Raw genomic sequence first — 22,715 nt, 5'->3', positions numbered from 1 at the left:
TGTGCTGAATATTTTCTTTTCTCGCCGTGCAGCGGAAGGATCTGCGGGGAGAAAGAAAAAAACTGAACGATTCTGCTGTTGCCCACCAGGAGCGCCCATAATGGAGTCATGGCCGCCCAACCCCCGAGTTACAAAACGCTCGCCAGTCTGAGCCGCATGAACCTGCTCTACCAGTTGCAAAGCCGCGGCACGATGACCGTGAACGACCTCGCCGAAGCCGCTGGCCTGCACCACAACACCGCCCGCGAACACCTCGACCGCCTGATCAACGAAGGTTTCGTCACCTGCGCGCCCGAGGCGCGCGACAGCAAGGGTCGTCCCAAAATGCTGTACAGCGCAGCGGACGGAGCCAGCACCGAGCTGGGGTCGATTCGCAGCCGCAAGATCGAGGCGGCGCAGGAGCGTGCCGACCAGCTGCGACGGATGCTGCCGCTGCTGCCCGCCGGCCAGAGGTTGGTTGGTTGCTCCGGCCCGGCTGCGCAACGACAGCTCGATGCGCTCGACGACCACCTCGACCAGGCCGGCTTCGACGCGAGCATCGCCGCGAACCGCGAACAACTCAACCTGCACGACTGCCCGTACTCCGAGATGGTCAAGGAACACCCCGAGGTCTGTGGCGTGCACTATCGCTTGATTCAGGGAGTGCTCGAGCAGGCAAACGGCCCGCTCCGAGCCGTGGGTCTGAACCTCATCGACGCCCCGCATCTGTGCGTGATCGACGTGGTGGCCATGTCAGCTACGGCCGACGAGGTGCCGACCGAAACCACCACAGACCGGGCAAAACATTATTAACGGTATTTCGCGGTTGTAGCCCTTTTGCCCAGCGGCAAAGCTTATTTCGAGGGTGAGTGCCGCAGCGGCATTCCCCGGCAGGTAAGGGACAGCCGTGAAAAAGCGCACAAACACCAGCACCAGCGTTTCAACCAGCGCCGCGACCAGGCCCGGCACCGACGGCCCGGTCGCCGACTCGCTGATCAAGCTCGGCCGCTTTCTGCGCCGCGGTGAAACCAGCGAAGACCTGCGCAGCGTCTTCAAGAACGGCGGCCGCGCGGCCGACTCGTTCTACCGTGACCGCTGGACCCACGACAAAGAGGTGCGCAGCACCCACGGCGTGAACTGCACCGGCAGCTGCTCGTGGAAGGTCTACGTCAAGGACGGCATCATCACCTGGGAAACCCAGCAGACCGACTACCCCAGCGTCGGCCCGGACAGCCCCGAATACGAACCGCGCGGCTGCCCCCGCGGCGCCGCCTTCAGCTGGTACACCTACTCGCCCACCCGGGTGCGCTACCCCTACGTGCGCGGTGTGCTGCTGAACCTCTACCGCGAGGCGAAGGCCCGCCTCGGCGACCCCGTGCTGGCCTGGGCCGAGATCACCGGTAACCCCGAGACCGCCCGCCAGTACAAGAGTGCCCGCGGCCAGGGCGGACTGGTGCGTGCCAGTTGGGATGAGGCCGCTGAAATCGTCGCCGCCGCCCACGTGCACACCATCAAGAAGTACGGCCCAGACCGGGTCGTCGGCTTCAGCCCGATTCCGGCCATGTCGATCGTGTCGCAGGGCGTCGGCAACCGCTTCATCTCGCTGCTCGGCGGCACCATGCTCTCGTTCTACGACTGGTACGCCGACCTGCCAGTGGCGAGCCCACAGGTGTTCGGTGACCAGACCGACGTACCCGAATCGGCCGACTGGTGGAACTCGAGCTACCTCATCATGTGGGGCTCGAACGTTCCCGTCACCCGCACCCCCGATGCTCACTTCATGGTGGAAGCTCGCTACCGCGGCCAGAAAGTCATCACGGTCTCGCCCGACTACGCCGACAACTCCAAGTTCGCCGACGAGTGGCTCGCCGCACACCCCGGCACCGACGGCGCCCTCGCGCTTGCCATGGGGCACGTCGTGCTCAAGGAATTCCTGGTCGACCGCCGCACCCCGCGTTTCGTCGAGTACATGAAGAAGTTCAGCGACTCCTCCTACCTGATCGCGCTCACCCCGCGCCAGGACGCCTGGGTTCCCGGCAAGTTCCTGACGGCCGACGCGCTGCCCGGCACCGACGCATCCGTGTCGAGCGCCGCCTTCAAAACCGTCATGCTCGACGAGAACGGCGAGGCTTTCGTGCCGAACGGTTCGATCGGTCACCGGTTCAGCGAGGCCGACAAGGGCAAGTGGAACCTCGACCTCGAGGGCCGCGATCCGCTGCTCTCCATAGCGGATGCCCCCGACTACGACGGTCGCTCTGTCGCGATCGACCTGCCCCGCTTCGACGGCACGCCGGGCGCTGACAGCCCCGGTGAACAGCACGCCGGCGCCGCCGGCATCGTGCGCCGTGGCGTGCCGGTGCGCGAGGTCGCCGGTGTGCTCGTTACGACCGTGTTCGACCTGCTGCTCGCGCAGTACGGCGTTGGCCGCGACGGACTTCCGGGCGAGTGGCCCACCGGCTACGACGACGCGTCCACGCCCGGCACCCCGGCCTGGCAGGAAGAGATCACCTCGGTGCCGTGGCAGGCCGCCGCGCGCATCGGTCGTGAATTCGCGCAGAACGCCGAGGACTCGCAGGGCCGCTCGATGATTCTGATGGGCGCGGGCACCAACCACTGGTTCCACTCCGACACCATCTACCGCGCGTTTCTCGCGCTCACCACCATGACCGGCTGCCAGGGCGTCAACGGCGGTGGCTGGGCCCACTATGTCGGCCAGGAAAAGGTGCGCCCACTCACCGGCTACGGCCAGTATGCGTTCGGCCTGGACTGGGTGCGGCCGCCGCGCCAGATGATCGGCACCGGCTTCTTCTACCTCGCCACCGACCAGTGGCGCTATGACGGACTCAGTGCAGACACCCTCGCCAGCCCGCTCGGTACCGGGATATTCAAGGGACGCACCACCGCGGACACCATGGTCGAATCGGCCAAGCGCGGCTGGATGCCGAGCTACCCCACCTTCAACCGCAACTCGCTCGACCTCGTCGACGATGCTCACGCGGCCGGCCAGGAGCCAGCCGAGTACGTCGTCGATTCGCTGAGGGACGGCTCGCTCGAGTTCTCCTGCGAAGACCCCGACGCCCCCGAGAACTTTCCGCGCGTGCTCGTGGTGTGGCGGGCCAACGTGCTCGGCTCCTCCGGCAAGGGCAACGAGTATTTTCTCAAGCACCTGCTCGGGGCGTCGTCCGCTGTGCGCGCCGTCGAATCGATGCCGGCTCGCCGCCCAAAGACCATGAAATGGCATGAGAGCGCCCCGGAGGGCAAGCTCGACCTGATGGTCACGAGCGACTTCCGCATGACTTCGACGACCATCTACAGCGACGTTGTCCTGCCGCCGGCGACCTGGTACGAGAAGAACGATCTCTCGACGACGGACATGCATCCGTTTATTCACTCGTTCAACCCGGCGATTGCGCCGCCGTGGCAGTCCAAGACCGACTTCGACATCTTTCACGTGCTTGCCGCGAAGATCTCAGAGATGTCGGTGACGCACCTCGGTAAGCGTAAGGACCTCGTCGCCGCGCCGCTGCAACACGACACCCCCGACGGAATGGCCACCCCGCACGGCACCGTGTTGAACGATCAGCCGCTCATCCCAGGGGTCACCATGCCCAAGCTCGTTGTCGTCGAACGCGACTACCCGGCCTTCGCCGCGCAGCTCGGCGCACTCGGGCCGCTCACCGCCAAGCTCGGCATGGTCACCAAGGGTGTGAAATTCAACCCCGACGTGGAGGTGGCCTACCTCGGCAAGAAGAACGGACTGGTACCCAGTGGGCCGGCCGCTGGCCGCCCGCGCCTGTCGACGGCGATCCACGCCTGCGAAATGGTGCTTGCCCTCTCGGGCACCACCAACGGCCGTCTCGGCACCCAGGGTTTCCGGCAGCTGGAGGAACGTACCGGCGTGAAGCTGGCCCAGCTCGCCAGCGACAACGAGGGCCGACGATTCAGCTACCCGGATGTGCAGGGGGCGCCGGTTCCGGTGCTCACCTCCCCGGAGTGGTCGGGATCAGAGCACGGTGGTCGCCGCTACAGCGCCTTCACCATCAACGTCGAGCACCTGAAGCCCTGGCACACCCTCACCGGCCGTCAGCACTTCTACCTCGACCACGACTGGATGATCGAACTCGGCGAGCAGCTGCCCATCTTCCGGCCGCCGCTGGACATGCACCGACTGTTCGACGACTCGATCGTCGGCGCCACGACCGCGACCGGGGCGACGGGCTCTGCCGGTCATGCCGAGGTCGCCGTGCGCTACCTGACCCCGCACTCGAAGTGGTCGATCCACTCCGAATACCAGGACAACCTGCTCATGCTCTCGCTCTCCCGTGGCGGGCCGACCATCTGGATGAGCCCTCAGGACGCCGACAAGATCGGCGTGCGCGACAACGAGTGGATCGAGTCCTACAACCGCAACGGCGTCGTCGTGGCGCGCGCGATCGTCTCGCACCGCATGCCGGAAGGCACCGTGTACATGTACCACGCGAAGGACCGCACCATCAACGTGCCGGTCGCCGAAACCAGCGGTATGCGCGGCGGCACCAACAACTCGCTGACCCGCATCCTGCTCAAACCCAGTCACCTGATCGGCGGCTACGCCCAGCTGTCCTTCGCCTTCAACTACCTCGGCCCGACCGGGAACCAACGCGACGAGGTCACCGTGATTCGTCGTCGCAGCCAGAAAGTGGACTACTAATGCGTGTTATGGCCCAGATGTCGATGATTATGAACCTCGACAAGTGCATCGGGTGTCACACCTGCTCCGTCACCTGCAAGCAGGTGTGGACCAACCGCACCGGCGTGGAATACGCCTGGTTCAACAACGTGGAGACGCGGCCCGGCATCGGCTACCCGCGCGAATACGAAAACCAGGAAAAGTGGAAGGGCGGCTGGGTACGCAACAAGCGCGGACGGCTGCAGCTCAAGGCCGGCGGGCGGCTGAAGAAGCTCTCGCAGATCTTCAACAACCCGAACCTGCCGCAAATCGACGACTATTACGAGCCGTGGACCTACGACTACGACATGCTCACCACCGCCCCGGCCGGCACGCAAAGCCCGGTCGCACGCCCGAAGTCGCTCCTGACCGGCCAGGACATGGACATTAAATGGTCGGGCAACTGGGACGACAACCTCGGCGGCTCGCAGGAAACCGCCGCGCAGGACCCGATTCTCGCCACGATGAGCGAGCACGTGAAGATGGAGTTCGAAGAGACCTTCATGTTCTACCTGCCGCGCATCTGCGAGCACTGCCTCAACCCCGCCTGCGTCGCGGCCTGCCCCTCCGGCGCCATGTACAAGCGTGAAGAAGACGGCATCGTGCTCGTGGACGAAGACGGATGCCGCGGCTGGCGCATGTGCGTCTCCGCCTGCCCCTATAAGAAGGTGTACTTCAACCACAAAACGGGCAAGGCCGAAAAGTGCACGCTCTGCTACCCATTGATCGAACAGGGCAAGCCCACCATCTGCTCCGAAACCTGCGTCGGACGCCTGCGCTACCTGGGCCTCATGCTGTACGACGCCGACGCGGTGCTCGCCGCGGCCTCGATCGAAAATGATCAGGACCTCCTCGACGCCCAGCGCGCCTGCTTTCTCGACCCGTTCGATCCCGAGGTCATCGCCGCCGCCAAGGCAGATGGCATGGCCGACGACTGGATCGAAGCCGCCCAGAACAGCCCCATCTACAAGCTCATCTCCGAGTACGAGATCGCACTGCCGCTGCACCCGGAATACCGCACCATGCCGATGGTCTGGTACATCCCCCCGCTCTCCCCGGTGGTCGACGTCGTCAGCAACTCGGGTAGCGACGGGGAAGACGCCCGCACCCTGTTCGCCGCGATCGACAAGCTGCGCATCCCGGTGGAATACCTCGCCGGACTGTTCTCCGCCGGCGACGTCGTTCCGGTCGAGCTGTCCCTGCGCAAGCTCGCCGCGATGCGCGCCTACATGCGTGACATCAACCTCGGCAACGAACCAGACGAACGCATCCCGAACGCGGTCGGCATGACCGGCGAAACCATCCAGGCCATGTACCGGCTGCTGGCAATCGCCAAGTACGAAGACCGCTACGTCATTCCCAAGGCCCACGTCGAAACCGCACGGGAGCTCGAAGAGCTCGGCTGCTCGCTCGACACCGACGGCGGCCCCGGAATGGGCGGGCCCGGCTCTGCCGGGCACAGTGGCCCATACGGCAACACCGTCGGCATGCCGCTCGGCGCCACGGTCGACAACTACAACACGATGACCGGGCGCCCGAGTGCGACCGCCCCGACCACCCCTGGCCGGGTCAACCTGCTCAACTGGAACGGTAACGGAGCGCCCCAGGGCATGTTCCCGCCGATAGCGGATGCCGGGAGCCCTGCATGAGTGTCGGCACGCTCGGCGCACGGATGAACTTCGGCTTTCGGGCGCCCAAGGTGGCCCCACGAGCGATTGCGGCCGTTCCGCTGACGCCCGAGCAAGGAGTGATCGCGCACATGGCGGCGTCGATTCTGCTTGACTACCCCACGCCGGAGCGGCGGGCGCAGTTTGCGCTGGTGGAGGCATCCGTTGCGGATCTGCCCGGCGAGCTGCGCCGCAGCTTCCAGGCGTTTTTCACCGCGGTCAACCCGCTCAGCCAGCAGCAGCTCGAAACGCACTTCACCGCGACCTTCGACCTGAAACGCAAGTGCTGCCCATACCTCACCTACTACGCGGCCGGCGACACCCGCCGCCGCGGCATGGCGCTCGTGCGGTTCGTCGAGGCGTACCGGGCCGCGGGCTGGCAGGTGGACGCCGACGAACTGCCCGACTACCTGCCGATGGTGCTCGAGTTCTCGGCGTTGTCCGACTCTCCGATCGCGCAGGAACTGCTCGCCGCGCACCGCGACGGCATCGAGGTTTTGCGCTCGGCGCTTGAGAAGTTCGACAGTCCCTACGCCCACCTCGTTGAGGCGGTGTGCCTGTCGTTGCCCATGATCGACGACGAGACCCGCGAACGCTACCTCAACCTCGTCAATGAGGGGCCGCCGACCGAGACGGTCGGCATGACCTACCTCGGCAATCTGAAGCCGTTTTCCGCGCATGCGAATGAGGAAGTACGCCGATGACCGCCTGGGACTACCTGCTCTGGGTCGCCTTTCCCTACGCCGCGACGGGTGTGTTCGTGGTGGGCCACCTGCTGCGCTACCGCTACGACCAGTTCGGCTGGACGTCGCGGTCGAGCCAAACCTACGAGAACCGGCTGCTGCGCTGGGGCTCGCCCATGTTCCACTACGGCATCCTCATGGTGATCGGCGGGCATGTCGTCGGCCTGTTCATTCCCAAGCCCTGGCTGGAATTCTTCGGCGTGACCGAGCACATGTACCACCTCGGTGCCACGTGGCTCGGCAGTTTCGCAGCCGTGCTCACCGTCGCAGGGCTCGCCATTCTGATTTACCGCCGCCGCCTGACCAAACGGGTGTTGCTGGTCACGACGGTGATGGACAAGGTCATGTACGTGTTCCTGGCCAGCACGATCACCTTTGGCACGACGGCCACCGTGCTGTACCAAATCTTCGGTGGCGGCTACGACTACCGAGGGTCGATCTCACCCTGGATCCGTTCGCTGTACAGCCTTCAGCCCGACCCGTCGCTCATGAGCGATGTGCCGTTCTTCTTTCAACTGCACGTGCTCACGGCGACCGCTCTGTTTCTGCTGTGGCCCTTCACCCGGCTGGTGCACGTGTTCTCGGCACCGCTCGGTTACCTCGTGCGCCCCTACGTCGTGTACCGTTCCCGCGACGATCCTCGTGGCGCCGGTTCGCGAGCGCCACGCCGGGGCTGGGAGAAAAGTGAGCGCCCGCTGGAGCGCTCCAGAAAGTAGTCTTTTTTCATGGTGCAGATCAAGAGGGCGTATGAGGCGGCATCCGCTTCCGATGGATGCCGGGTGCTGGTTGATCGACTCTGGCCGCGCGGTGTCTCCAAGGAGAGCGCCGAGCTCGATGAGTGGCTGAAGGAGGTCGCTCCGTCGCTCGAGCTCCGCACCTGGTGGAAGCACGACCCGAAGCGCATGGACGAGTTCGCCGTGCGCTACCGCGCCGAACTCGACGGCAATACCGAGACCAAGGCGGCCGTCGTGCAGCTTCGCGCGCTCGCCGCGGCCGGCGTGACGACCTTGATCTACGGGGCTAAGGACCCATGGGTGAACCATGCGCGCGTGCTCGCCGAATATCTGCAGGAGAAGTAGACGCACGAGGTCACATTCCGCTCGAAGGAATACTGTGCCCGCTTTCAGCCTTGGGGCTAGAGGCGCCTGCACGCGGCGGTGGAGTCTCAAGGGGCTCCCGCCGCGCGGGTCAGGGGGCGTCGGCGTGACTCACGAATGACAATAGAAAGTGTCGAACCAGTGACTTCAGTAATTCCCGTCAGTACCCGCGGCAGCAGATTTCCCAAATGGGTGCGCTCGTTCGGCGTTCAGATCATCGCCGCGCTCATCATCGGTCTGGGCCTCGGGCTCGTGGCCAAATACACCGGCAGTACCGAAGCGAATCCCAACGGTCTCGGTGCGACCCTGAAAATTATCGGGTCGAGCTACGTCTCGCTGCTGCAGGCGGCCGTCGTACCGCTTATCTTTACGGCCGTGGTCAGCTCCATCGCCAACCTGCGGGAAGTGTCGAACGCGGCAAAGCTGGCCTGGAACACGCTTCTCTGGTTTGCCATCACCGCGTTGATTGCCGTTTTGATCGGCATCGGGCTGGGCGTGCTGGTGCGACCGGGAGCAGGAACGGGCATCACCGAGAATGCCGAATACTCCGGCAAGACCGGGGACTGGTGGGCATTTCTGACCGGGCTCTTCCCGAAGAACTTCCTCGGACTCGGCGCCAACACCTCCGTCGTTGATGGCGTCGCGAGTACCAGCGTCAGCTTCAACGTGTTGCAGATTCTCGTCATCGCCATCGTGGTGGGCATTGCCGCGTTGAAGGTCGGCAAAGCGGCTGAGCCATTCCTGAACCTCAACGCCTCGGCTCTCGCGGTCATCCAAAAGGTGCTGTGGTGGATTATTCGCGTCGCGCCGCTCGGTACGATCGGCCTGATCGGAAACGCGGTAGCGGTTTACGGCTGGGACACCATGGGGTCGCTGGGCAAGTTCGCCGTCACCATCTACATTGGCCTGATCCTGGTACTGTTCGTGGTCTACCCGGTGCTGATCAAGTCTCACGGTCTCTCCGTCAAGCAGTACTACTCGGGTGTCTGGCCGGCCGTTCAGCTGGGCTTCGTGTCGCGCTCATCCATCGGCACCCTTCCGTTGACGCAGCGCGTCACCGAGCGCAGCATGGGCGTACCGCGCGGCTATGCATCCTTCGCTGTTCCCCTGGGAGCGACGACCAAGATGGACGGTTGCGCGGCTATCTACCCCGCCGTCGCCGCCATCTTTGTGGCACAGTTCTTCGGAATTCAGCTGGACCTCACCCAGTACCTCCTTATCGTTCTGGTATCCGTACTCGGTTCGGCAGCCACGGCCGGCACCACGGGCGCCGTCGTCATGCTGACGCTGACCCTGTCAACACTGGGCCTGCCGCTGGCCGGGGTTGGCCTTCTGCTGGCCATCGATCCGCTCATCGACATGGGTCGCACCGCCGTGAACGTGGCGGGTCAGGCCCTCGTGCCCACGATCGTGGCCAAGCGCCAGGGCATCCTCGACGAGACGCTGTACAACGCCCCGCGAACCTCGCAGCCCTTTACGGACGATTCGGACGTCTCCATCGAATCGACGCCGACTGAGCTGGCTGACTCTCGGGTCTAGCTCGCCCGGGCTGGACTGACGGGGCGCAAATCGATCAAAGAACAGCCTTCTAAGATCGATTTGCGCCCCTTCGCGCGAGACGAAAGGGCATCCGCTAGGGCCGCTAGACCTGGTCGAGGGGGATCGATTCGTCGGCGAGTCGGGCCGGATCGATCGGCTCGGCCCGACGAATGAGCGCCTGCACGGCGTCGTTGACGTCCCAGACATTGACGTTCATGCCGGCGACCACGCGGCCGGCGTTCTGCCAGAAAACGATGAACTCGCCGCTCGCGGGGTCGCCGCGGTAGACCAGATCGGCGCCGCGAGTGAGCGGGCCGAAGCCGGAATACTCCATGCCGAGGTCGAACTGGTCGGTGTAGAAGTACGGGATGGCGTCGAAGGAGACGTTCTGGCCAAGCATCGCCTTGGCGGCAGCCGGGCCTCCGTTGAGGGCATTGGCCCAGTGTTCACTGCGTAGGCGTTGCGAAATCAGCGGATGCTCGGCGTTGGCCACGTCTCCGGCCGCAAAGACGTGCGGATCGCTCGTTTGCAGGCTCGCGGAGACCAGGATTCCATTGTCGACCACGAGCTGTGCTTTCTGGGCCAGCTCCACGTTCGGAACGGCGCCGATGCCCACCAGCACGAGGTCGGCGGGCACCGTTTCACCGCCGGCGAGCAGTACGCCGGTGACCTGGCCGTCGCTCCCGACCAGGCTTTCGACGCTCACGGAGCGGCGGATGACCACCCCATTGTGCTCGTGCAGGGTAGCGAACAGGTTGCCCAGTTCGTCGCCAAGAGCCGCCGCGAGCGGCACCGCGCCGCGCTCAAGCACGGTCACCTCATTGCCGAAAGTTCGAGCCGTCGCGGCAACTTCCAGGCCGATCCAACCGGACCCCACGACGACGAGACGTTTGCCGCCGTCGGCCAGCAGGGAATGCAGAAGTTCGGAGTCATCGAGGGTGCGCAGATAGTGCACCCCGCCGAGGGTTGCGCCCGGCACGGTCAGGCGTCGGGGCCGCGAGCCGGTGGCCAGCAGCAGCCGGTCGTAGCGCCTGGATTGGCCATCATCGGTGCTGACCCGGTGTGCCGCCAGGTCGAGGTCGACCGCTCGCGTACCGGGGTGAAACTGCACGTCGCGGTCGGCGTACCAGCTCTTGCTCTCGACAAAGACCGACGCCCGGTCGGCGGTGCCGGCGAGATACTCCTTCGACAGCGGCGGCCGACTGTACGGAAGGTGTTCCTCGGCCCCGATCAGATGAATCTCACCATCGAAGCCCTCATCGCGCAGCGCGTGCGCTGCACTCGCGCCAGCGAGCGACGCCCCGACGATCACAAAAGTCTGCTGGTCGACCATAGCGTGGTCCTCCCTCGAAGCGTGCTCTGACTGTACAGCGTTTGGCACCTGCGGCGGGGTCTGTGCGGGAGCCCGGTGCCCCGCATCCGTAATGGTGCGGCATCCGTTTTGCCGGGGCGGGTGACGGATGCCCCGCGCGGGCTCAGCTCGGCGAGACCACCGTGTCGCAACGCCAGCAGGTGGCCGGCAACTCGCCGGAGACGTAGGCGCCACACTCCGGGCAGACCTGTTCGAGCCAACAGACCGGGTCGCCGCCTGGTGTTTCTTCATCTCTGGTCATCGTTGACCTCCTCCTTTCAGTATGACCTGCGTGCTGGCAGGAAAAAACCCGAAGCCCCCCGCTGGAGGAGAAGGGGACTTCGGGTCGTTGGAGGGAGCGTCAGCTCGGGTTGGGTGCGCCGGGCCGCGCGTAATAGAACCAGGCCAGCCCCGTGCAGAGCACGCAGAACGCGGAACAGCCGATGAAGAAGGCGGTCGGGCTCATGGCGGTGAGGGCCATGCCCACGATGAACGGTCCGAAGGCGGCGATCGCTGCGGTCCAGCCGATTGCTCCGCCGGCCTGACGCTTGGGGAAGATCATCGGCATCTGCTTGAACGTTCCGGCATTGGCCAGGCCGGAAAAGAAGAAGATGATGATCATGCCGGTGAGAAAGCCGGAGAACTCCTCGACGCTTGTCGGGGTGAGAAAGAACACGGTGACAAGGGTTCCGACGGCCATGCCGGCGCCGCCGATGAAGGTGAAGATAGCGCCGCCGAACCGGTCGCAGAGCGGGCCAGACGCAGCGCGTACGAGGGCGCCGACGACGGGGCCGATGAAGGCGAAGGCGAGCGGGTTGGGAGCATCCGGAAAGTCGCCGTAAACGTTGAGAATGATCAGGCCCATCTGCGCGGCCAGGCCGCTGAACGCGCCGAAGCTCATGAGGTAGATGGCGGTCATGATCCAGGTGTGCTTGACCTGGAAGATGTCGAGCTGCTGTTTGAAGTTGGCCTTGATCGGCACGCGCTTGAGAAAGAGGAGGGCGAGGACGACCGCGAGGATCACCCAGGGAATGAGTACGAGGCCGCCGTTGTGCAGCCAGACCAGCTCACCGCTTGAATCGCTCTCCGGGGTAAGCACAGCGGTGCCGAGCAGACCGAAACCGACCACCCACGGAGTGAGCAGCTGAATGAGGCCGATGCCGAAGTTGCCGAGCCCCGCCTGCAGGCCGAGGGCGGTTCCGGCCAGGCGCTTGGGGAAGAAATAGCTCGTCGACGCCATGAACCCCGAGAAGCTGCCGCCGCCGATACCCGCGGCGAACGAGAGCGCCAGCAGGACCCAGTAGGGGGTGGAGACGTCGCGGGCGACCAGGGTCCAGCCGATCATCGGCAACAGCAGAAGGGCGCTCGACAGGGCGACGAGTACGCGGGTGCCGAGAATCGGCGGTAGAAACATGAAGACGAGACGCAGGAGGCCGGCGGCGAGGCCCGGCAGCGCGACCAGCCAGTACAGCTGACTGGTGCTGAGGTCGAAGCCGATGTCGTTCAGGCGCGGGGCGATCGCGCTGACCAGGTACCAGGCGGCGAAGCCGAGGGTCATGCTGAAGGTGGTGATCCACAGGGTGCGCCAGGCGAGGCGCGAATCCCACGTTTCGTCGTGTTCCGGATCCCAGTTGGAGAGGTCCGGCTTCAGCGTGGACGTAACGCGTGGTGGTAAGACGGTTGACATGGGCTTCCTCGGCTGGTTGTCGGGCATACGGCCCGCTTCGTGACCAGCCTGTTCTTTTGCCGTTCGGCTTGCACCGCGCAAACACCGTGACAAATGATTTTGGCCCAGAGCGGATGCCGGCAGCCGAACCAGGCCGGCTGCGTCGCGGTACTGTAGAACGGTGAAAACTCAGCTCAAGCTTGGTGCCGAACTCGGGGCCGTCGTGATCACCGTGTCTGATCGTTCGTCGCGCGGGGAGCGCGAAGACCGGTCGGGTCCGGCCACCGTCGATGCGCTCGCGGAGGTCGGCATTCCGTGCGGGCTGCCGCGGGTGGTGCCCGACGGAATCGAGAGTGTGGCGGGAGCGATCTTGGCCGCGCTCGGCGATGGTGCCCGCCTCATTGTGACGACCGGCGGCACCGGCGTGTCGGCGCGCGACCTCACCCCCGAGGGCACGGCGACCGTGCTCCACACGATTCTGCCGGGAATCTCCGAACGGATGCGCGCGTTGAGCGCCGCGACGATCCCCACCGCGGTGCTGTCCCGCGGCATCGCCGGCATCGCCGATTCTGTCGGCAACAACGGTGCCTTGGTCGTGAACCTGCCCGGTTCGACCGGTGCGGTGCGCGACGGTGTGGCCATTCTTGCGCCGCTCGTGCGGCACATCATCGATCAGCTCGACGGGGGAGACCACTGATGGCTGCTGGTTTCGCTCTGGTCACCGAGTCGCTGCTCGATGTGGGTGAGCACCTTTTGGCGGTCTCCGATGCGACCCACGGCGCAGTGGTGACGTTCATCGGGCAGGTGCGCGATCACGATCCGGATGCGTCCGGCCGCGTTACGGGCCTCGACTACAGTGCGCATCCCGACGCGGGGCGCATTATCGGTGAGATCGCTGACCGGGTGCGGGAGAAACATCCGCTCGTGGTGCTGGCGGTCAGTCACCGCATCGGACACCTCGAGGTCGGTGACCTCGCCCTCGTCGCGGTCGTCGCGAGCGCGCACCGCGGCGACGCCTTTGCGGCCTGTGAGAGTCTCGTCGAGGCCGTGAAGGCAGAGGTTCCGATCTGGAAGAAGCAGTACGAGGTCGACGGAACGCATTCCTGGGTTGGTTTGTAGTTCAGGACTGGTTCAGAACGGCGGAGATCTGCCGTCGATCTGGGGTTTTCAGCCGCCGGCGAAGGGCGGGAGTACGTCGACCGCGTCGGTGGGCGCGAGCGCGACCGCGTCATCGCCGGCGCGGGCGCCGTTCACCAGCAGGGAACACAGTCCCAGCACGCGCATGAACTCGGTGCCGTAGGCCTCGCCGAGTTTGGCCCGCAGCTCACCGATGGTGTTCGCGTCGAGCGTGGCCGTTTCGGTCTCGGCGGCTTCGGCTGCGCCGGCAAAGAATCGCAGGGTCGCCATCAGAGCTTCTCGGGGGCCCAGTCGCGGGCGAGTTCGCTCGCGGCGGCGCAGGCAGCTTCGATATCGGCGCCCGTGCCACCGTTCTTCGCGGCAGCGAGGCCGATCAGGAAGGTGCTCAGCGGAGCGGCCGGCCGGGCCACGTTGTGGGCAATGTCGCGGGCCGCATCGAGCAGGTCTCCCACTGGCACGTCGGCCGGGTCGAGCTGGAGCCGATCGGCGAGGGCCGTGAGCCACTCGTCGAGCGCTTCGGGAGGCAACGGTGTAGAGCTCATTCGGGGTCACTCCTCGGGTCGGGCTGATTTGTCGGAGCAGCGGCCAAGCGAGCGGTGCTGCTCTCAACATCCTCCCACGTGTCCACGTCAGCACCGGCTTCGGAGTCGTCCAGCAGCCCCGCAAGGTTGAGTCCCGCGAGCAGTTCACGCATGCTGGCACCATTGACGCGATCGCCCAGTCGGTTCGCGGCGGCGCGCAGGGCGGGTGTCCGGTAGATCCCGGCAAGCCATTGGGCGTGACCGGTGTCGTCGGTGAGGTGCACGCCCTCGGTCTGTTCACCGACGGTCTGTTCACCGACGGTGTCGAGAGCGGATGCTGCCGCGACGAGCAGGCGCGCGGCATCCGCTCCCCAGGGCAGATCGCAGGCGAGTACGAGCACCCAGTCGGCGGGTGCATCGGAGGTCGTCTCAAGCGCTCTGAGGCCGGCCGCGATGCCGGCCACCGGGCCGCCGAACGGTGGATCCTCGAGGGCCCAGATCAGGGCATCGCTCGATCGCTCGCCAGCGGCGGGCCGAGCGGCGGGCGGGCCGACGACGACAGCGTTCCGGGCGACCGGGCGAGCGTCGAGAACCCGGGAGAGCAGGGTGCGCCCGGCCACCTCGACCGCAGGCTTGAGCGCGCCGCCAAGTCGGCTTCCGCGGCCGCCGGCGAGCACGATCAAATCGACCGTGACGCCGGCAGGTGAACTCACGCTGCCTGCCGGGCAGATGGGCGCGCCTGATTTCGGTGCGCGCTACGGTAACCGGCGGCGCGGCTACCGCATGTGGGCGCGCCCGTGGCGGGGCATCCGTTCTGAGCGGCGAATGTGCCGGAAGCTGGCCGGGTCAAGCGCGCAGCCAGTCGCCGCTCTTGCCGCCGCTCTTGGCGAGCAGGCGCACGTTCTCGATCGTGACGGATTTATCGAGGCCCTTGACCATGTCAACGACGGCGAGGGCGGCGACCGAGACGGCGGTGAACGCCTCCATTTCGACGCCGGTGCGGTCAGCGGTGCGCACGGTGGCGCTGATGCTGACGCCGTCATCTTCGACGACAAGGTCGACGACAGCGCCGTGCACGCCGATCACATGGGCCAGTGGAAGCAGGTCGGCGGTCTTCTTGGCGCCCTGGATTCCGGCGATGCGGGCCACGGCGAGCACGTCGCCCTTGGGCGCGGTGCCGTCACGGAGGGCGGCGATCACTGTCGCGCCACAGCGCACGAAACCGGCGGCGGTGGCGCTGCGCACGGTTGGAACCTTATTGGTCACGTCGACCATGCGAGCCTGTCCGGCCGAGTCGAGGTGGGTGAACAGCTGTGCGGGCATGGGCGCTCCGGTCGTGTCGGTGGTGTGCGTCATGATGTCAGCATGACAGTGATGAGGTCGCCGCCGCGAACCTGAGTCGTGTCTTCGGCGATGATGGCGAGTCCGTTGGACTGCGCGAGGCCGGCGACGAGGTGCGAACCCGACCCGCCGCGGGAGGCCGGGCGTGCTTCGATCCCGTCTTCGGTGCCGTCGGTGCGGTGCGTGACGATGACGGGCATGAACTGGGCGCGTCCGGGCGGGGAACGCCAGCCATCGACGACGGTCGCCGTGACGGTGCGCCGCTGCAGGGTCTCGTGGCCCAGCAGACGCCGCAGCGCGGGCCGCACGAACACCTCGAACGACACGTAGGCGCTGACCGGGTTGCCCGGCAGGGCGAAGATCAGCGGTCCGGGCGCGTTTCCGGTGGAGGGCCAGCGTCCGAACCCCTGCGGCTTACCGGGTTGCATTTTGACCGGTCCGAAGTCGACGGTGCCGAGCGGCTTCAGCACGGCTTTGACCACGTCGTACGCTCCGACGCTCACCCCGCCGGAGAGCACGATCACGTCGACCCTGCCAGCGAGCTCGGTCAACACCGCGCGCAGCACGTCATCGTCGTCGGGCACGGCGCCGATCCGAGCGGGAATACCGCCGGCCTCGGCGACGGCCGCCGACAGCAGAAAGGAGTTCGAATCGGGAATCTGCCCGCGACGCGTCGGGCTGCCGGGAGCGACCAGTTCGCTGCCCGTCGAGATGACGGCCACCCGAGGAGCAGGGTGCACGAGTACGGAGCTGGTTCCGGCGCTCGCCGCTGCGGCGACCCGGGTGGGCCAGAGCACGCTGCCCGACCGCAGCACCCGGTCACCGGCGTGGGCGTCTTCGCCGGCCCGGCGAACGTGCGCCGCGGGCTCGGGCGCTCGAACGATGGTGACCTGCTCGGTGCCCTGGTCGGTGTCTTCGATCGGCACGACGGCATCCGCCCCGTCGGGAATCGGCGCGCCCGTCATGATGCGCGCGACCTGCCCGGGAGCCAGAGCGGGGTTCTGGTCAGTGCCGGCAGCGAGGTCGGCCACGACGGGCAGGGTTATCGGGTTGTGGGCGGATGCTTCGAGCAGGTCAGCGCGGATCACGGCGTAGCCGTCCATCGCGGAGTTGTCGAAGGGAGGTGTATCGGTCACCGTGAGTACGTCTTCGGCCAGCACGAGCCCGCTGGCCTCGTCGAGCTCGACCCGCACCGGCGGCAGGGGATCGACACTACCGAGCACGATCGCGAGTTGCTCGGAAACGCTGCGTGCGGTCGCGGCGGGTGCGCAGGCATCCGCCCGCTCGGTGTGCGAGTGCCCGTGTGTGTGTTCGATGTCGGTCACGGGTTAGACCTGGCTGTCGGACTGGTCGGCGGTGCCGGCGTCGTCGCTCGCCGAGGCGTGCCGCCCCGCCGGGACGGGCTCTGCTGAGCTCCAGCGGCTGCCGAAACCCGGGGCGCCCCCGGCGGTGACGAGGTCATCCCAGGCGAGGATCCCGCCGCTGAGCACCGACACATCGGTGAATCCCGCCTCGCGCAGCGCGCTCGCGGCGCGGGCGGCCCGGCCGCCGGCGTGGCAGTGCACGATCAGGGGGGTGTCTTCGGGCAGCGCGGCTCGGCCACTGTCCGAGAGCACACCATCGGTGAGAAGCTCACCGATGGGCAGCAGCTGGGCCGTCGGAATAGAGCTCTCGGCGAATTCACTCGGCTCGCGCACGTCCACGACGAGAAATTTGTCGGTACCGGCACTCTGGGCGGCGAGGCGCCCGGCAAGTTCCACGCTCGAGACCTCCGGGGTGCTCGTCATGGCAGCCTGAGCGAGCTCGGCGGCAATCTCGGCGGCGGTCGGCTCGGCGGCAATACCGGTTCCGAGCAACGGAATCTCGCTGAACCGACCCGACAACGCGTCGATCACGAGCACGCGACCGATCAGCGGCGAGCCGATCCCGGTGATGAGCTTGATGGTTTCGGTCGCCATGAGCGACCCGACCTGGCCGCACAGTGCGCCGAGCACACCGGCGTCGGCGCAGTTGGGCACCTCGCCCTCGGCCGGTGGCGTCGGAAACAGGTCGCGCAGATGCACTCCGGTGACGCCGCTACCAGCCGGCGGAGTGGCCCAGAACACCGAGAGCTGAGCGTCGAATCGCAAAACGGATGCCCACACCAGCGGCAGCCCTAGCCGCGCGCAGGTGTCGTTCACGAGGAACCGGGTCGGAAAGTTGTCGGTGCCGTCAATGACGATGTCGTAGCCGCCGATGATCTCGGCCGCGTTGCTCGCCACGAGACGCTCGGAGTGCCGTACGACCGTGGTTTCCGGAGCGATCTCGGCGATGCGCTCGGCGGCGCTGTCTACCTTGGGGCGGCCGACATCCGCTTGCCCGTGAACGATCTGGCGCTGCAGGTTGCTCGGTTCCACGTCGTCACCGTCGACGATGCCGATGGTGCCAACGCCGGCCGCTGCGAGGTAGAGCAGGGCGGGGGAGCCGAGCCCACCGGCGCCGAGCACGAGCACCCGGGCGTTGGCGAGGCGGCGCTGACCGAGTTCATTGAGCTGCGGGAGGCGGCGCTGGCGGGCGGTGCGCACGGATTCTGAAGCGGTAAGCCGATCAATGGGCTCGACGAGGGGAGGAATAGCCATGGCTTAACGCTAGGCGCTGCGCGGCCTCGCGGCCACCAGCTCCGCGGGAGACGGCCGCCCAACCGCATTGCAAAGCGCATAACTCCTGCAATCTGTCGCCGCCGCCACTCTGCCCCTATCTGAGCGGAATCTACCCGCCGGGCTGAGCAATTTGCAGGAGTTAGGCGCAGGGCGCGGGCCAGCCCCGAGAAGTTTCCGGGCCGGCTCAGAGGTGTTTCGCGCCAGCCCGTAGTGGTTTCCGGGACCGCCCGACAGGTCGATTCCGCAAATGCGGTGCTATCGTGCCATTTATGACGCAATATCGGATCAGTGAGGCTGCCGAGCTGCTCGGCGTCAGCGACGACACCGTGCGACGCTGGGTCGATGGTGGCCGTCTTGCAGCGGATGCCGACGCCTCCGGCCGACTCGCGGTCGACGGGGCCGCGCTCGCGGCCTTTGCGGTCGATCAGGCGAGCACCCCGACCGACCCGTCGAGCGTAGGGCGCAGCGCCCGCAACAGATTCGTCGGCATCGTCACCGCCATCACCATGGACACGGTCATGGCCCAGGTCGAACTGCAGTGTGGCCCGCACCGCGTGGTCTCGCTCATGTCGAGCGAGGCCGTGCGCGAACTCGGCCTCGAGATCGGTTCGCTCAGTGTTGCCGTGATCAAGGCCACCAATGTGATCGTCGAAACTCCGGGACGGATGCTGTGACCCGCATGGCCCTCGCGGCCCTGGCCGTGCTCGCCCTGACCCTTACCGGCTGTGCACCATCGAACGCCTCGGACGCCGAGCAGCCCGCGACTGGGCTCGAGCCCCAGACCCTCAGCGTCTACGCCGCAGCGTCCCTCACCGGCGCCTTCGACGAGCTCGCCACCCTGCTCGAACACGAGAATCCGGCCGTCGACGTGCAGGTCAGCTACGACGGATCCTCCACCCTCGCGACCCAGATCGCGGCCGGCGCCCCCGCCGACGTGTTCGCCAGTGCCGACCGGAAGAACATGCAGCCGCTGGGCGACGACGCACTGGTCGGCCCCGCCACCCTGTTCGCCGGCAACACCCTCCGCATCGCAGTCGCCCCCGGCAACCCACTCCAGATCGAGACCCTGCAAGATCTCGCCCGTCCCGGCGTGATCACCGTACTGTGCGCGGCGCAGGTGCCGTGCGGCGCGGCATCCGCTAGTCTGCTCGCCAACGCGGGCGTCAGCCTCACACCCGCGAGCGAGGAACAGAATGTGACGGCCGTCGTCACCAAGATCGCCGGGGGTGAAGCGGATGCCGGCCTCGTCTACGCTACGGACGTCGCCGCCAACCCCGACCGTCTCCAGGGCGTGACGCCGGCCGGAGCGGACGCGGTCGTCGGGCACTATCCGATCGCTGTCGTAGCCGACAGTGCGCACGTCGAGGCCGCCCAGGCCTTCGTCGACCTGGTGCTCTCGCCGGCCGGTCAGGCCGTGCTCGCCGCTCACGGGTTTCTCGCCCCGTGAGGGTTCTTAGCCGACCGGGCCCACCTTGTGAACCCGGGCCCAGGTTAGAAACTGGGCCCGCGTTCATAAGGTGGGCCCAGAACATGGTGGCGAACAGAGCCGCGAACGAATCCCGGAGGGGCCGCGCATGATCCCGCGCCTGCTCTACCTGCCCGCGAGCATCGGCCTGGCCCTGCTCGTGCTGCCGCTCGCCGGGCTCCTGCTCAAGGTCGACTGGCCCGGCCTGCCCGCCCTGCTCCTCTCGCCCGAAGCACTGCAGCCGCTGGGACTGTCGCTGGCGACGGCATCCGTTTCGACGGTGCTCTGCCTACTGCTCGGCGTGCCTCTCGCCGTCGTCATCGCCCGGTCGCAGCCGCGCGTGGCCGGCCTATTGCGCGCTCTCGTGACCGTGCCGCTCGTGTTGCCGCCCCTCGTCGGCGGCATCGCGCTGCTCTCCCTGCTCGGACGCGGCGGCGTGCTCGGGAACACCCTTGAACTGGCCGGGCTGCGCATTCCGTTCACGACGGCCGCGGTGGTCATCGCGCAAACCTTCGTTGCCCTGCCGTTCCTGGTGATCGCGGTCGAGGGTGCCCTGCGCACCGCCGGCGTGCGCTACGAACGCGTTGCCGCGACCCTCGGTGCCGGTCGCGGAACGGTCTTCGCCCGCATCACGCTGCCGCTGGTAGCCCCCGGCCTGCTCGCCGGCACCGTTTTGAGCTTTGCCCGCGCCCTCGGAGAGTTCGGCGCGACCGCCCTGTTCGCCGGCAATCAGGCTGGCGTCACCCGCACGATGCCCCTCGCCATCTACACCGCGTTCAACGGCTCGGGAGTGACGACCGACCAGGCCGTGGCCCTGTCGTTGCTGCTCATCGCGGTCGCCGTGATCATTCTCGTGCTGGTCGGAACCCGCCGAGCGAGCGTGCTCTCGTGACGCCGGTAAGAGCGGATGCCCGCGGCCGTGTTCTGTGCCCGGACCAACGTCAGACCGGGACAAACCCCAATCAGACCGGGACTCCGGCCAGGAACGCCCGGCGGAACCCGGCCCGAAACCGGAGCGTGCTCCCATGACCCCCGCCCTCTGGAAATCCGCCGCCAATGCCCTGCTCGAGGCGAACCTGCAGCTCACTCGCGGCTCGTTCACCCTCGACGTACGGCTCACCCTTGCACCCGGCGAGGTGCTTGCGCTCCTCGGACCGAACGGGTCGGGCAAGTCAACCGTGCTCGACCTACTCGCCGGCCTCGCCGCCCCCGACGTTGGAACCGTCACCATTGACGGCGCGGTCCTGACCGCGCCGGGGCGTTTCGTGGCACCCGAACGACGGGCTATCGGGCTGCTCGGTCAAGACGCTCTACTTTTCCCGCACCTGAGCGCCCGCGCCAACGTGGCCTTTGCGCTCCGCGTCGGCGACGCTCAACTCAACGCCTCCCTGGCCCGAAAAGAGGCGGACCGCTGGCTCGACCGCGTCGGCCTGAAGGACTTCGGCGACAGCTTGCCCCGAGCCCTCTCCGGCGGACAACAGCAACGCGTCGCCCTCGCCCGCGCCCTGGCGGCCGGCCCGCGCGTGCTCCTGCTCGACGAACCGATGGCCGCCCTCGACGCCGAGACCGCCCCGTTCATGCGCCAGCTCATCCGCGAGCAGCTCGCCGAAACCGGAACGAGCGCCATCATCGTCACCCACGACATCGTCGACGCTGTCGTCCTGGCAAATCGCGTCGCCGTGCTGCACGACGGCGCCCTCATCGACCAAGGAACGACCGCCGAAGTGCTCGCCGCCCCGCGCAATCCGTTCGTCGCGGCCCTCGCCGGCGTCAACCTCGTCGTCGGCACCGTGCAGAACGGTGCGATCGTCGCCCCCGATGGCCGCATTTTTTGGGTGCGCCCAGCAGATGCCGGCGACCTCGACTCCACCGGCCCCGGCGCGGCCGTCTTCCGCCCGGCATCCGTTGTCGTGCACACGGAACAGCCCCGTCACGCGAGCCCGCGAAACGTCTGGTCGGCCAGGGTGACCGCCATCGAGCCGGGCAGTGGCGGGGTGCGCCTGCGCACGAGCGGTGACCCCGAAGTCATCGCCGAACTCACTCCCGCAGCGGTCGCCGACCTCGGCCTGCAGCTCGGCTCGACGGTCTGGCTCTCGGTCAAGGCCACCGAGGTCAGTGCCTACCGTCGGTAGCGCCGCCCGTGCCGGCGGCCCGGCGCAGCAACGCACTGGCCGGGGCCCCGTCTAGGGGGGGTGCTCGAGCGCCGGCCGGGGTACGTTAGGGGCACGACTAAGGAGAGCCATGACCCCGTCCGAACTGCTCATCGAAGAGTTTTCCCGTATCCAGGGCAGCGTGCGCGCGGCCCTGAAAGACGCGACCGTCGCCACCCTGACTTATCGAGCGGATGCCGATGCCAACACGATTGCCTGGCTCACCTGGCACCTGTCCCGCGTGCAGGACGACCACATCGCCGACCTGGCGGGCACGGATCAGGTGTACACCGGGCAGGGGTGGGCCGAACGATTCGACCTGCCGTTCGGCCCGAAGAGGATCGGCTATGGCTTCACCTCCGCCGAGGTCGCCGCCGTTCGCGCCGACGCGGACCTGCTGGGCGGCTACTACGACGCCGTACACACCGCGACCCTGGCCTATCTGACCAGTCTGAGCGCGGCGGACCTGGACCGGGTCGTTGACGAGTCCTGGACCCCCGCCGTCACGGTCGGCGTGCGCCTCGCGAGTGTGCTCTCCGATGACCTGCAGCACGCCGGTCAGGCCGCCTTTGTGCGCGGTCTCGCCGATCGCGCCGGCGTCTGAGCCGCGCACCCACGAACGTTCGGTTACGGGCCGGGCTTCGGTTTGTGCTTTGGCGGTGAATGGGGGATTCGGACGCCGCGATTGGGCGTTGTGCGTCACCCAACACGC

General features: G+C 67.0%; 23 protein-coding genes. 14 read left to right on the top strand and 9 right to left on the bottom strand.

The window, feature by feature from the left end:
- Nucleotides 1-108: 108 nt before the first annotated feature.
- From E3T39_RS05755 to E3T39_RS05725, 7 genes are all read left to right on the top strand, one after another.
- Nucleotides 109-792 carry a helix-turn-helix transcriptional regulator gene (locus tag E3T39_RS05755; protein ID WP_134513755.1) on the top strand — a complete coding sequence of 228 codons (684 nt, stop codon included), beginning with the start codon at nucleotides 109-111 and terminating at the stop codon, nucleotides 790-792.
- A 94-nt stretch (nucleotides 793-886) separates the two neighbouring features.
- Nucleotides 887-4,669, top strand: a complete 3,783-nt coding sequence (locus E3T39_RS05750) for a nitrate reductase subunit alpha (RefSeq protein ID WP_134513754.1) — start codon at nucleotides 887-889, stop codon at nucleotides 4,667-4,669.
- Nucleotides 4,669-6,336 (top strand): nitrate reductase subunit beta, encoded by a 1,668-nt coding sequence (narH, locus tag E3T39_RS05745; RefSeq protein WP_134513753.1) that lies wholly within the window; start codon nucleotides 4,669-4,671, stop codon nucleotides 6,334-6,336. The genes E3T39_RS05750 and narH overlap by 1 nt, the downstream gene beginning before the upstream one ends.
- Complete coding sequence (gene narJ / locus E3T39_RS05740) at nucleotides 6,333-7,058, top strand: nitrate reductase molybdenum cofactor assembly chaperone (protein WP_241979536.1); 726 nt, start codon at nucleotides 6,333-6,335, stop codon at nucleotides 7,056-7,058. Before narH ends, narJ begins: the two co-directional genes overlap by 4 nt.
- Nucleotides 7,055-7,813, top strand: a complete 759-nt coding sequence (narI, locus tag E3T39_RS05735; protein WP_134513752.1) for a respiratory nitrate reductase subunit gamma — start codon at nucleotides 7,055-7,057, stop codon at nucleotides 7,811-7,813. Before narJ ends, narI begins: the two co-directional genes overlap by 4 nt.
- Before the next feature lie 9 nt (nucleotides 7,814-7,822).
- Nucleotides 7,823-8,176 (top strand): DUF488 domain-containing protein, encoded by a 354-nt coding sequence (locus E3T39_RS05730; RefSeq protein ID WP_134513751.1) that lies wholly within the window; start codon nucleotides 7,823-7,825, stop codon nucleotides 8,174-8,176.
- 135 nt (nucleotides 8,177-8,311) lie between these two features.
- Nucleotides 8,312-9,733 carry a dicarboxylate/amino acid:cation symporter gene (locus E3T39_RS05725; RefSeq protein WP_134513750.1) on the top strand — a complete coding sequence of 474 codons (1,422 nt, stop codon included), beginning with the start codon at nucleotides 8,312-8,314 and terminating at the stop codon, nucleotides 9,731-9,733.
- Nucleotides 9,734-9,836: 103 nt separating this feature from the next.
- Here E3T39_RS05725 and E3T39_RS05720 read toward each other — a convergent pair whose 3' ends face one another.
- The 3 genes from E3T39_RS05720 to E3T39_RS05715 form a co-directional block, all read right to left on the bottom strand.
- Nucleotides 9,837-11,066, bottom strand: coding sequence for an NAD(P)/FAD-dependent oxidoreductase (locus E3T39_RS05720; protein ID WP_134513749.1), 1,230 nt, complete (start codon nucleotides 11,064-11,066; stop codon nucleotides 9,837-9,839).
- Nucleotides 11,067-11,208: 142 nt separating this feature from the next.
- Nucleotides 11,209-11,346 (bottom strand): hypothetical protein, encoded by a 138-nt coding sequence (locus E3T39_RS16105; RefSeq protein ID WP_166784049.1) that lies wholly within the window; start codon nucleotides 11,344-11,346, stop codon nucleotides 11,209-11,211.
- Nucleotides 11,347-11,445: 99 nt separating this feature from the next.
- Nucleotides 11,446-12,771: an MFS transporter gene (locus E3T39_RS05715; protein WP_134513748.1), complete on the bottom strand. Its 1,326-nt coding sequence runs from the start codon at nucleotides 12,769-12,771 to the stop codon at nucleotides 11,446-11,448.
- 160 nt (nucleotides 12,772-12,931) lie between these two features.
- Between E3T39_RS05715 and E3T39_RS05710 the strand changes: the two genes are divergently transcribed.
- Together E3T39_RS05710 and E3T39_RS05705 are read left to right on the top strand one after the other, a co-directional pair.
- On the top strand, nucleotides 12,932-13,447 hold the full coding sequence (locus tag E3T39_RS05710; protein WP_134513747.1) for a MogA/MoaB family molybdenum cofactor biosynthesis protein: 516 nt from the start codon (nucleotides 12,932-12,934) through the stop codon (nucleotides 13,445-13,447).
- Nucleotides 13,447-13,869 (top strand): molybdenum cofactor biosynthesis protein MoaE, encoded by a 423-nt coding sequence (locus tag E3T39_RS05705; RefSeq protein ID WP_134513746.1) that lies wholly within the window; start codon nucleotides 13,447-13,449, stop codon nucleotides 13,867-13,869. Before E3T39_RS05710 ends, E3T39_RS05705 begins: the two co-directional genes overlap by 1 nt.
- Nucleotides 13,870-13,917: 48 nt before the next feature.
- On the opposite strand, the gene E3T39_RS05700 is transcribed toward E3T39_RS05705, so the two are convergent.
- From E3T39_RS05700 to E3T39_RS05675, 6 genes are all read right to left on the bottom strand, one after another.
- Complete coding sequence (locus tag E3T39_RS05700; protein ID WP_134513745.1) at nucleotides 13,918-14,157, bottom strand: MoaD/ThiS family protein; 240 nt, start codon at nucleotides 14,155-14,157, stop codon at nucleotides 13,918-13,920.
- Entirely contained in the window at nucleotides 14,157-14,429 is a 273-nt protein-coding gene (locus tag E3T39_RS05695) for a DUF6457 domain-containing protein (protein WP_134513744.1), read from the bottom strand. The genes E3T39_RS05700 and E3T39_RS05695 overlap by 1 nt, the downstream gene beginning before the upstream one ends.
- A complete protein-coding gene (mobA, locus tag E3T39_RS05690) occupies nucleotides 14,426-15,121 on the bottom strand; it encodes a molybdenum cofactor guanylyltransferase (protein ID WP_198416089.1) in 696 nt (231 codons plus the stop codon). The genes E3T39_RS05695 and mobA overlap by 4 nt, the downstream gene beginning before the upstream one ends.
- Before the next feature lie 133 nt (nucleotides 15,122-15,254).
- Nucleotides 15,255-15,764: a cyclic pyranopterin monophosphate synthase MoaC gene (gene moaC / locus E3T39_RS05685; protein ID WP_241979535.1), complete on the bottom strand. Its 510-nt coding sequence runs from the start codon at nucleotides 15,762-15,764 to the stop codon at nucleotides 15,255-15,257.
- Nucleotides 15,761-17,074: a molybdotransferase-like divisome protein Glp gene (gene glp, locus E3T39_RS05680; protein ID WP_241979534.1), complete on the bottom strand. Its 1,314-nt coding sequence runs from the start codon at nucleotides 17,072-17,074 to the stop codon at nucleotides 15,761-15,763. The genes moaC and glp overlap by 4 nt, the downstream gene beginning before the upstream one ends.
- A 3-nt stretch (nucleotides 17,075-17,077) precedes the next feature.
- Entirely contained in the window at nucleotides 17,078-18,367 is a 1,290-nt protein-coding gene (locus E3T39_RS05675; RefSeq protein ID WP_134513742.1) for a ThiF family adenylyltransferase, read from the bottom strand.
- A 290-nt stretch (nucleotides 18,368-18,657) separates the two neighbouring features.
- Between E3T39_RS05675 and E3T39_RS05670 the strand changes: the two genes are divergently transcribed.
- The 5 genes from E3T39_RS05670 to E3T39_RS05650 all read left to right on the top strand — a co-directional run bounded on the left by E3T39_RS05670 (nucleotide 18,658) and on the right by E3T39_RS05650 (nucleotide 22,607).
- Nucleotides 18,658-19,062, top strand: a complete 405-nt coding sequence (locus tag E3T39_RS05670) for a TOBE domain-containing protein (protein ID WP_134513741.1) — start codon at nucleotides 18,658-18,660, stop codon at nucleotides 19,060-19,062.
- A gap of 5 nt (nucleotides 19,063-19,067) precedes the next feature.
- Entirely contained in the window at nucleotides 19,068-19,835 is a 768-nt protein-coding gene (gene modA, locus E3T39_RS05665) for a molybdate ABC transporter substrate-binding protein (protein WP_134513978.1), read from the top strand.
- A 127-nt stretch (nucleotides 19,836-19,962) separates the two neighbouring features.
- Complete coding sequence (locus E3T39_RS05660) at nucleotides 19,963-20,745, top strand: ABC transporter permease (RefSeq protein WP_134513740.1); 783 nt, start codon at nucleotides 19,963-19,965, stop codon at nucleotides 20,743-20,745.
- 133 nt (nucleotides 20,746-20,878) lie between these two features.
- The gene (locus tag E3T39_RS05655) at nucleotides 20,879-21,985 is read left to right on the top strand and encodes a sulfate/molybdate ABC transporter ATP-binding protein (protein WP_134513739.1); all 1,107 of its coding nucleotides are present in this window, start codon (nucleotides 20,879-20,881) and stop codon (nucleotides 21,983-21,985) included.
- 109 nt (nucleotides 21,986-22,094) lie between these two features.
- Nucleotides 22,095-22,607, top strand: a complete 513-nt coding sequence (locus E3T39_RS05650) for a mycothiol transferase (protein WP_134513738.1) — start codon at nucleotides 22,095-22,097, stop codon at nucleotides 22,605-22,607.
- Nucleotides 22,608-22,715 lie beyond the last annotated feature (108 nt).

Origin of the sequence: Cryobacterium suzukii, assembly GCF_004403185.1 — a bacterium.
In the GTDB taxonomy this organism is placed as follows: domain Bacteria; phylum Actinomycetota; class Actinomycetes; order Actinomycetales; family Microbacteriaceae; genus Cryobacterium; species Cryobacterium suzukii.
This window is presented reverse-complemented; position numbering and strand designations above follow the sequence as displayed.

Coding starts and splice junctions, on each gene's coding strand:
- E3T39_RS05755 (WP_134513755.1), top strand. CDS start 109: ATGGCCGCCCAACCCCCGAGTTACAAAACGCTCGCCAGTCTGAGCCGC.
- narH (WP_134513753.1), top strand. CDS start 4,669: ATGCGTGTTATGGCCCAGATGTCGATGATTATGAACCTCGACAAGTGC.
- narJ (WP_241979536.1), top strand. CDS start 6,333: ATGAGTGTCGGCACGCTCGGCGCACGGATGAACTTCGGCTTTCGGGCG.
- narI (WP_134513752.1), top strand. CDS start 7,055: ATGACCGCCTGGGACTACCTGCTCTGGGTCGCCTTTCCCTACGCCGCG.
- E3T39_RS05730 (WP_134513751.1), top strand. CDS start 7,823: ATGGTGCAGATCAAGAGGGCGTATGAGGCGGCATCCGCTTCCGATGGA.
- E3T39_RS05725 (WP_134513750.1), top strand. CDS start 8,312: ATGACAATAGAAAGTGTCGAACCAGTGACTTCAGTAATTCCCGTCAGT.
- E3T39_RS05720 (WP_134513749.1), bottom strand. CDS start 11,066: ATGGTCGACCAGCAGACTTTTGTGATCGTCGGGGCGTCGCTCGCTGGC.
- E3T39_RS16105 (WP_166784049.1), bottom strand. CDS start 11,346: ATGACCAGAGATGAAGAAACACCAGGCGGCGACCCGGTCTGTTGGCTC.
- E3T39_RS05715 (WP_134513748.1), bottom strand. CDS start 12,771: ATGTCAACCGTCTTACCACCACGCGTTACGTCCACGCTGAAGCCGGAC.
- E3T39_RS05705 (WP_134513746.1), top strand. CDS start 13,447: ATGGCTGCTGGTTTCGCTCTGGTCACCGAGTCGCTGCTCGATGTGGGT.
- E3T39_RS05700 (WP_134513745.1), bottom strand. CDS start 14,157: ATGGCGACCCTGCGATTCTTTGCCGGCGCAGCCGAAGCCGCCGAGACC.
- E3T39_RS05695 (WP_134513744.1), bottom strand. CDS start 14,429: ATGAGCTCTACACCGTTGCCTCCCGAAGCGCTCGACGAGTGGCTCACG.
- moaC (WP_241979535.1), bottom strand. CDS start 15,764: ATGACGCACACCACCGACACGACCGGAGCGCCCATGCCCGCACAGCTG.
- E3T39_RS05675 (WP_134513742.1), bottom strand. CDS start 18,367: ATGGCTATTCCTCCCCTCGTCGAGCCCATTGATCGGCTTACCGCTTCA.
- E3T39_RS05670 (WP_134513741.1), top strand. CDS start 18,658: ATGACGCAATATCGGATCAGTGAGGCTGCCGAGCTGCTCGGCGTCAGC.
- modA (WP_134513978.1), top strand. CDS start 19,068: ATGGCCCTCGCGGCCCTGGCCGTGCTCGCCCTGACCCTTACCGGCTGT.
- E3T39_RS05660 (WP_134513740.1), top strand. CDS start 19,963: ATGATCCCGCGCCTGCTCTACCTGCCCGCGAGCATCGGCCTGGCCCTG.
- E3T39_RS05655 (WP_134513739.1), top strand. CDS start 20,879: ATGACCCCCGCCCTCTGGAAATCCGCCGCCAATGCCCTGCTCGAGGCG.
- E3T39_RS05650 (WP_134513738.1), top strand. CDS start 22,095: ATGACCCCGTCCGAACTGCTCATCGAAGAGTTTTCCCGTATCCAGGGC.